This window comes from Actinomadura sp. NPDC048021 (genome assembly GCF_040653135.1).
Lineage (GTDB): Bacteria > Actinomycetota > Actinomycetes > Streptosporangiales > Streptosporangiaceae > Spirillospora > Spirillospora verrucosospora.
In genome coordinates, this window is record NZ_JBEZJQ010000031.1 from 105587 (window position 1) to 113612 (window position 8026).

7 protein-coding genes are annotated in these 8026 nt (G+C 71.5%); 4 read left to right on the plus strand and 3 right to left on the minus strand.

What is annotated here, in order from left to right; all coding sequences use genetic code 11:
- The first annotated feature begins 177 nt into the window (after window positions 1-177).
- On the plus strand, window positions 178-1191 hold the full coding sequence (locus tag AB0C87_RS36700; protein WP_353832340.1) for an ATP-binding cassette domain-containing protein: 1014 nt from the start codon (window positions 178-180) through the stop codon (window positions 1189-1191).
- Window positions 1192-1201: 10 nt separating this feature from the next.
- On the plus strand, window positions 1202-2029 hold the full coding sequence (locus AB0C87_RS36705; RefSeq protein ID WP_360362545.1) for an ABC transporter permease: 828 nt from the start codon (window positions 1202-1204) through the stop codon (window positions 2027-2029).
- A gap of 6 nt (window positions 2030-2035) precedes the next feature.
- Here AB0C87_RS36705 and AB0C87_RS36710 read toward each other — a convergent pair whose 3' ends face one another.
- Window positions 2036-3466 carry an NDP-hexose 2,3-dehydratase family protein gene (locus AB0C87_RS36710; protein ID WP_360581518.1) on the minus strand — a complete coding sequence of 477 codons (1431 nt, stop codon included), beginning with the start codon at window positions 3464-3466 and terminating at the stop codon, window positions 2036-2038.
- A gap of 102 nt (window positions 3467-3568) precedes the next feature.
- Between AB0C87_RS36710 and AB0C87_RS36715 the strand changes: the two genes are divergently transcribed.
- Window positions 3569-4306 (plus strand): methyltransferase domain-containing protein, encoded by a 738-nt coding sequence (locus AB0C87_RS36715; RefSeq protein WP_353832343.1) that lies wholly within the window; start codon window positions 3569-3571, stop codon window positions 4304-4306.
- 23 nt (window positions 4307-4329) lie between these two features.
- On the opposite strand, the gene AB0C87_RS36720 is transcribed toward AB0C87_RS36715, so the two are convergent.
- Window positions 4330-5103 (minus strand): class I SAM-dependent methyltransferase, encoded by a 774-nt coding sequence (locus AB0C87_RS36720; RefSeq protein ID WP_360581519.1) that lies wholly within the window; start codon window positions 5101-5103, stop codon window positions 4330-4332.
- A gap of 41 nt (window positions 5104-5144) precedes the next feature.
- Window positions 5145-6146 (minus strand): aldo/keto reductase, encoded by a 1002-nt coding sequence (locus AB0C87_RS36725; RefSeq protein ID WP_360581520.1) that lies wholly within the window; start codon window positions 6144-6146, stop codon window positions 5145-5147.
- A gap of 495 nt (window positions 6147-6641) precedes the next feature.
- Between AB0C87_RS36725 and AB0C87_RS36730 the strand changes: the two genes are divergently transcribed.
- On the plus strand, window positions 6642-8018 hold the full coding sequence (locus tag AB0C87_RS36730) for an acyltransferase (protein ID WP_345182059.1): 1377 nt from the start codon (window positions 6642-6644) through the stop codon (window positions 8016-8018).
- The last annotated feature ends 8 nt before the right edge of the window (window positions 8019-8026 follow it).

The window sequence follows — 8026 nt, forward strand, 5'->3', positions numbered from 1 at the left end:
TCCCCGGATCGGGCGAGATGAGCCATGAAAACGGACACTACTATGGTTTTTTCAAGTTAGCAAGAGAGTGATCACCCGGCACGCGCGCGCCGTCCGGCCCAGTCCTTAGGCATTGACTTATATAAGCTGCTGCTTTAAGATGAGCTCGATCTTCTGGTGGCGACGGGAGGCACAACCGTGGGATCGAATTCGACCCTCGCTGTCGAGACGTCCGGGCTGGTCAGGACCTTCGGCGAGACCCGGGCGGTGGACGGCGTCGACCTGGCCGTCCCCACCGGCATCGTCCACAGCCTGCTGGGACCGAACGGCGCCGGCAAGACCACGTTCCTCCGGATCCTGACGACGCTGCTGCGTCCGACGGAGGGCACGGCCAGGGTGCTCGGCCACGACGTGGTCCGGGAGGCCGACGCGGTCCGGTCGCGCGTGAGCGTCACGGGCCAGTCCACCTCGATCGACGAGGACCTCACCGGGAGGGAGAACCTCGCGATGGTGGGGCGGCTGCTCGGGCACCGGGGTGCCGCGGCGCGGCGGCGGGCCGACGACCTGGTGGACGCCTTCGAGCTGTCGGAGGTGGCGGACCGGCCGGTGAAGACCTGCTCCGGCGGCGAGCGGCGGCGGATCGACATCGCCGCCAGCATCATCGTCACGCCGGACCTGCTCTTCCTGGACGAGCCGACCACGGGCCTCGACCCCCGGGCGCGCAACCAGGTGTGGGACATCATCCGCGCCCTGGTCGCCGGGGGCACGACCGTGCTGCTCACGACGCAGTACCTCGACGAGGCCGACCGGCTCTCCGACCGGGTCGCGGTCCTGGACCACGGCAGGGTCATCGCGGAGGACGCGCCCGGGAAGCTGAAGTCCCAGGTCGGCACCGGCGCGCTGAAGCTGCGGCTCCAGGATCCCGGACAGCGCGCCCTGGCGGCGGAGATGCTCTCCCGCGAGCTGACCGTGGAGCCGGGCGCGGACTCCGATCCGCACCGGCTGTCGGTGCGGGTCGGCGACGCCCAGCAGGCGGCGCGGGCGGTCACCGCGCTGGCCGACGCCGGGATCGCCCTCGACGACTTCTCGATGGCCCAGTCGAGCCTCGACGACGTCTTCCTCGCCCTGACCGGCCACCCGGTGGCCGACGGCGGGCGAGCGGACAAGGACGAGGACGAGGCCGCGGACGACCAGACGCAGACGGTCAACTGAGGAGGGCGAGATGACGACGTCCCAGCCGATGACGCGCGCGCGGGGGCCGCTGGCGGCGCCGGGCGAGCGCCCGCCGAGGGCCGGCGCGCTGTCGGCGTCCATGACGTTCGGGTGGCGTGCGCTGCTGAAGATCAAGCACTCGCCGAACCAGCTGGTGGACGCCCTCATGCTCCCGGTCATCTTCACGCTCTCGTTCACCTACCTGGTGGGCGGCGCGATCGCCGGGTCGCCCGACCGCTACCTGCACTTCTTCCTGCCCGGCGTCATGGTCATGGCGGTGGCCCTGACCACGGCGTACACCGGGATCGTGCTGAACCAGGACGTCGACCAGGGGGTGTTCGACCGGGTGCGGTCGCTGCCGGTGTGGCAGTCGTCGGTGCTGGTCGGGGCGATGCTGGGGGACGTGGTCCGGTACGCGGTGGCCTCGGTGGTGCCGCTGCTGCTGGGGCTGGCGCTGGGTTTCCGCCCCGACGGCGGCCTGGGCGGCGTCGTGCTGGCGCTGCTGTTCCTCCAGGTGTTCGCCTTCAGCCTCGCCTGGATCGGGACCTTCGTCGGGGTCAGCGTGCGGACGCCGACCGCGGCGCAGACGCTGAGCTGGACGCTCCTGTTCGTCCTCGTCGTCGCCAGCAACGTCATGGTGCCGCAGCAGACGATGCCGGGCTGGCTGGAGGCGCTGATCAAGGTCAATCCGATCAGCGTCGTGACGACCGCCATGCGGGGGCTGATGGACGGCACCGTGACCGCGGGCCAGATGGGCTGGGCGTTCCTGGCCTGCGCCGTCCTCGTCGCGGTCTTCGCGCCGCTGACCATGTACCGGTACGGCCGCGGCCGCCGCTGAGCGCCCTCACATCGCGTGCAGGCAGAGCAGGAGACTGCGGGCCTCGATGTTGACCTGGTAGCTCTGGCGGGCCAGCGCCATCGCCTGGGGCACCGTGAGCCAGCAGAAGTCCGGAGGCGGCTGGAGGGGGAAGCCGCCTCCGACCTCGACCACGAGATGGCGGGTCAGGGCATGCCGGAACCGGCCGCCCTCCTCTGACTGCACCACGTCGTACTTCACCTGGACGGCTCTGGAGAGGACGAGGTCGAGATACCGGGGGCGCCGGTCGCCGGGCGCCTCCGCGTAGTTCTCGGGGGTGCACTGCACGGTGGGGCCGAGCTCCACGGTGTCGCGGCATCCCGGACGCAGGTCGGCGCGGGCCAGGAGATGCCGGACCCCGTTGATGCGGCGGACGACGAGGGCGGCCAGCCCGATGCCGGAGGGTTCGAGGAGCGGCTGGCACCAGTGGGACACCTCCCGGTTGCCCGCGTGGACCTCCACTCCGAGGATGCTGAAGAACCTGCCGTCGGGACGGGAGACCGCCTCGGCGCCGCGCTCCCATCCGTCCACGGAGTCCAGGGGGACCGCGCGCGTCGTGAGCGTGTACGCGGACTTGCGCTCGGTGAGCCAGCTCCTCACCTGCGCCGGGGAGAGGAGCGCGTCCCCGCCGGAGGCGTACGCCTCCGCGAAGGTGGCCGCGGCGCCGTCGTCCGGCCGCGCGCCCATGGACGGGGCCGCGGCGAGCAGGCAGGCCAGGACGGTCCTGGAGTCCATGTTCACGACGTTGGGGTGGTGGAGGAGGTCGAGGATCTGGCCGAGCGTCATCCACGCGAAGTCCTCGTGCGGCTCCACCTCCCCGGCGACCTCCATGACCACGTTCCGGTTGCGCTTGGCCCAGAACCACGCCCCCTGCTCGGACTGGAGGACGTCGACCAGCACGCGGGCCCGCCCGGGCTCGGTGAAGTACTCGACGAACCGGGACCGGGCGCCGCGGTGCGCGCGCAGGTAGTTGCTCGACGTGGACTGCACCGTCGGCGACAGCTGCACCGTGTTCACGTTGCCCGGCTCGATCTTGGCCTGCATCAGGAAGTGCAGGACGCCGTCGATCTCCCTGGCGAGGATGCCCACGATGGCGACGTCCTGCTGGTAGATGATCGGCTGCCGCCATTCGGGGGTGACGCCGTAGTCGGTGCGGGCGTGGATGCCGCCCACGGTGAAGAAGCGGCCGCTCTCGTGCACGAGGTCGCCCGACCCCGGCGCGAACGACCAGCCGGTCATGCGCGCGAACGGGATGCGCGTCACCTCGACCGGGACGCGGCGGCGGCGTTCGTCCAGCCATTCCAGGACGTCCCCGGCCGGCCGGGGCCGGCACTCGGCCGACGCCGCGAGCCGCCGGCCCAGCTCGGATTCCTCGCTCGGCGCCGCCCTCAGCGCAGAGCCCGCGTTCGCACCCGCCATGCCCGCCTCCGTCCGCGGCCGCCGGATCCGGCTGCCGTTCGCGCCCGGCTGTATCATCTACTTAAATTACATATAGCATTAGCAGCCGGGAAGGGAGAGCCCGTGTCCGCCTCGGAGCGCGACGTCGCCTTCGGCCCGCAGCACGCCGAGGTCTACGAGCTGACGTACCGGCACCGGGGCAAGGACTGGGGCGAGGAGGCGGCGCAGGTCGCGCGGCGCATCCGGGCGCGCCGCCCCGGCGCGCGGTCCCTTCTCGACGTCGCCTGCGGCACCGGGGCCCACCTGGAGGCGTTCCGGTCGGGCTTCGACCACGTCGAGGGCCTGGAGATCTCGCGCGCGATGCGGGAGCGGGCCGTCCGGCGGCTGCCGGGGGTGACCGTCCACGACGGCGACATGCGGGCCTTCGACCTCGGCCGCGCCTTCGACGCCGTGACGTGCCTCTACACCGCGATCGCCTATCTGCCGACCGTCGCCGCCATGCGCGCCGCGGTCGGGGCCATGGCGGACCATCTCGTCCCCGGCGGGGTGCTCGTCGTCGAACCCTGGTGGCCGCCGGAGAGGTTCATCGAGGGATACGTCGGAGCCGACCTGGTGCGGGACGGCGACACGGTCGTCGCGCGGGTCTCCCACTCGACCCGGCGCGACCGGGCCGCGCGGATGGACGTGCGCTGGCTGGTGGGCCGCCCCACCGGCGTCAGCGAGTTCCGCACCCTGGAGACCTTCACCATGTTCACCGCCGACGAGTTCGCGGCGGCGTTCGAGGACTCCGGATGCGACGTCGAGCACGAGGAGGCCGGCCTCAACGGCTACGGCCTGTTCGTCGGAGTGCGCAGGGGCTGACCCGCGGGCGGCGCCGGCGGGCGCTACTCACCCCAGCGCAGGTACGTGATGGGCGGCTCCCGTCCGGGAAGCGTGCGCAGAGTCACCTTGTCGAGGCCGACGGCCTCGCGCAGCGCCGCCGTCTCCCCCGGCCACTTGGAATAGGCGATCTCGTCGAAGGCGAGCACGCTGCCTTTCGTGAGGTAGGGCCGGATCGCCTCCAGCGCGGCGCGGGTCGGCGCGTGGAGGTCGAGGTCGAAGTAGGCCAGCGCGATCACGGTCTCCGGGTTGTCGGCGAGGTAGCGCGGCAGGGTCTCGCGGATGTCGCCCTGGACCACCGCGGTCCGCCGGACGTGCGCGAAGGGCTCGCCGGACTCGTGCGCGTCGAGCACCTCCCGCAGGTAGTCGGGGTAGCCCTCGCTCACCGCGAACCGGCCGGCCACCGCGTTGGGCCCGGCCCGGTCGACGTCGCCGACGTCGGGGAAACCGGTGAAGGTGTCGAAGCCGATGACGCGCCGCACCGAGGTGTAGGGCTCGTGGCAGCCGCGGAGCGCGGTCAGCGTGGCCAGGTGCCGCCCGTGGAGGACGCCGAACTCCATGATCACGCCGGGGACGTCGAGGATCATGCGGTACAGCGCGTCCATGCACAGCAGGTCGGTGAGCTGGGGCCGCCGCAGGTACAGGGCCAGGTTGTCGATCAGGTACTCGGGCGGGATGGGGGTCTCGCGCAGCAGCCGGGTGAGCCGCTCGCGCACGTCGCGCTCCTGGTCCGACTCGCGCGCCAGCGAGCGCGGGTCCCTGTGGTTCGGCGAGGTCACCTGTCTCGTCCTCCCAGCGGCAGAGATCGCGTCAAGACGGGTCAGCTCATCCACGCGGCCGGCGCCGGTCCGCCCCGGCCGACGGGCGGGAAGAGGGCCTCCAGCCGGTCGGTCTCCTCCTCGGTCAGCGGCTTGTCCAGCGCCCTCACCGCGCCGTCGACGTGGTCGGGGGTGCGCGGGCCGATGAGGGCCGCGGTCACCCCCGGCCTGGACAGCGTCCAGGCGAGGCCGACCTCCGCGGGGTCCCGCCCGATGTCGGCGCAGAACCGCTCGTACTCGGCGATGGCCGCCGCGTGCTCCTTCAGCGCGTCGACCGCGCGCCCCTGGGCGGACTTGACCGCGGTCCCCTCCGCCTTCTTGCGCAGCACGCCGCCGAGCAGGCCGCCGTGCAGGGGCGACCAGACCAGCACCCCGAGCCCGAGGGCCGTCGCCGCGGGGATCACCTCCAGCTCCGCGTGCCGGGTGACGAGGTTGTAGACGCACTGCTCCGAGGCGAGCCCCGGGACGCGGCGGCGGGCGGCGGTCTCCTGGGCCAGGGCGATGTCCCAGCCGGCGAAGTTGGAGGAGCCTACGTGGCGGACCTTTCCCTGGCCGATCAGCAGTTCCATGGCCAGCCAGATCTCGTCCCAGGGGACCGACCGGTCCACCTGGTGCATCTGGTACAGGTCGATCCGGTCGGTGTTCAAGCGGCGCAGGGACGCCTCGCACGCCGCGACGATGCGCCGCGCCGACAGGCCGCGGTCGCCCGGGTCGTCGCTCATCGGGCTCCCGACCTTCGTGGCCACGACGACCTCGTCCCGGCGGCCCGGGCGCGCCGCGAGCCAGTCTCCGATGACCTCCTCGGTGTGGCCCTTGTAGACGCGCCAGCCGTAGATGTCCGCGGTGTCGACGAGGTTGATCCCGCTCGCCAGCGCGTGGTCCAGGAGGCGGTGCGCGTCCGCCCCGTCGACCCGGCCGCCGAAGTTCACGGTGCCGAGGCCGAGGCGGCCGATCCGCAGATCGGTGGAACCCAGCGGTACGCGGAACTCTCCGGGATCGGGCATCGACCGCCTCCTCAGGCTCGAACGGCTTTCACGATACTAGTTATTAAAGCCAGATTCCCCTATGTCCCCTACTATCGCGTCCTGCGACGTCAATGCTATCGTTTTCTCAAGTGTAGGACCTTTGGCGGGTAAAGGTGGTCCACATGGCCCCGAGTGCGGTACCGCATCGGCGCGGGACGGCGATCCGGTCCACGGCGGACGACCCGCCGAGCGTGTCCGGCGACAGATCCTCGGTGACCCAGCCGAGGAGATCCGGGGGGTGGGGGATCGTCAGCGACTCCGACGCATCCCACGCGTGAGCACGGCACGGTGACGGGGAGCGCGCCGCCTTCTCCGGCGGCGCCGGCCTTCTGATCGGCCCCGCACGCCGTCGTCGGACCGCGGCCGAATTCCGCCCGGGCGAGGCCGCGGCCGACCTCGATGGACCGTCCGAACCGATCCGCTCTTCGCTTCGACCCGCCGAATCCAGGGTCGCGCGAGATGGGAGAAACGCCCATGGTAACGAAGGCCTCCAGCGGGGATGCTGTGGGAGCCGCCGCGCCCGATCCAGCGTCGGACCGGCCTCGTAAGTTCATCCCGGAGCTCGAAGGACTGCGCGGCGCCGTCGTGCTGCTCGTCGTCCTCGGCCACACCGGAGTGGCGACCAGCGTGCAGGGCTGGAGCTACATGCACTCCACCGGGAACGGCATCTGGGCCATCATGCTGAACCGGGTGGCGGTCGCCTTCCCGATCTGGTTCGTGATGACCGGCTACCTGCTGTACCGCGCGTTCGCGCTGTACACGCTCACCGGCGAGCGCAGGCCGAACGTCAAGCGCTACTTCTGGCGGCGGGCGCTGCGGATCCTGCCCGCCTACTGGGTCCTGACGATCACCGCTCTCCTCGTGCTCAACCGCGACAGCATCCACGGGGCCTGGGAAGTGATCCGCCCGCTGCTCCTGCTGCAGATCTGGGAGCACGGCGCCATTCCCATGGGGATGATGCACACCTGGAGCAACGCCAACGACTTCCTGTTCTACCTGGCCATGCCGGTGTTCGCCTGGCTCCTCCACCGCTACGCGCGGCGCGCCGAGACCCACGAGGCACGGGTGAAGCGGCTGCTCGTGCCGCTGGCCGTCCCGGTGTTCATCGGCTTCGCCTTCTTCACCTGGCTCCATTTCCCGCAGTTCCGGGACGACCCGATGAAGCTGTGGCCGACGCAGTACTTCTGGCCCATGAGCTACATGGGCTGGCTCTCGGTGGGCATGATGCTGGCCGTGCTGTCCGCCGCCGCGGAGACGCGCCCCGACGCGGTGCCGCGGGTGTACCGCCTGATCGGCCGGCACCCGGGCAAGCTCTGGCTGGGAGCCCTCGGCATCTTCGTCCTGGCCTGCCTCTCCCCGCTCGCGGACTACCGCCTGGTGGACTACGTGCCGGCGCCGGCCGCGGCCGCCGACTACTGGCTCTTCCTCGCGTTCTCCGTGGCCGTCTTCGCGCCGCTCACCGTCCCGGGCGTCCGGTTCAAGGTGGCGGGCCTCATGCTGGACAACTCGCTGCTGCGGTTCTTCGGCCGGATCTCCTACAGCGTCTACCTCTGGCACATCTTCGTCTACGCCAAGTTCGTCGGGCCGCTCTTCGCACCCGAGATCGGCGGCTACTGGGAGGTCCTGGCCGTCGAGCTGGCGCTGTGCGTGATGGTCGGCTACGCGAGCTACATCGTGGTCGAGAAGCCGTTCCACATGCTCCGGCCGCGGCTGGGCAAGGCGCCGGTCGAGTTGAGCGTCGCCGTCAGCACTCCCGCCGAAGCGGCGCCCGCCACGGCGGGCGCGGCTGGCACGGCGGGCGCGGCGGGCACGGCTGGCACGGTGCGCGCCCCCCGGGACGCGCAAGCCTGACCGACGCC

Bases quoted from the DNA above. Each gene is read 5' to 3' on its own strand.
- AB0C87_RS36705 (WP_360362545.1), top strand. From the start codon at position 1,202: ATGACGACGTCCCAGCCGATGACGCGCGCGCGGGGGCCGCTGGCGGCG.
- AB0C87_RS36710 (WP_360581518.1), bottom strand. From the start codon at position 3,466: ATGGCGGGTGCGAACGCGGGCTCTGCGCTGAGGGCGGCGCCGAGCGAG.
- AB0C87_RS36725 (WP_360581520.1), bottom strand. From the start codon at position 6,146: ATGCCCGATCCCGGAGAGTTCCGCGTACCGCTGGGTTCCACCGATCTG.
- AB0C87_RS36730 (WP_345182059.1), top strand. From the start codon at position 6,642: ATGGTAACGAAGGCCTCCAGCGGGGATGCTGTGGGAGCCGCCGCGCCC.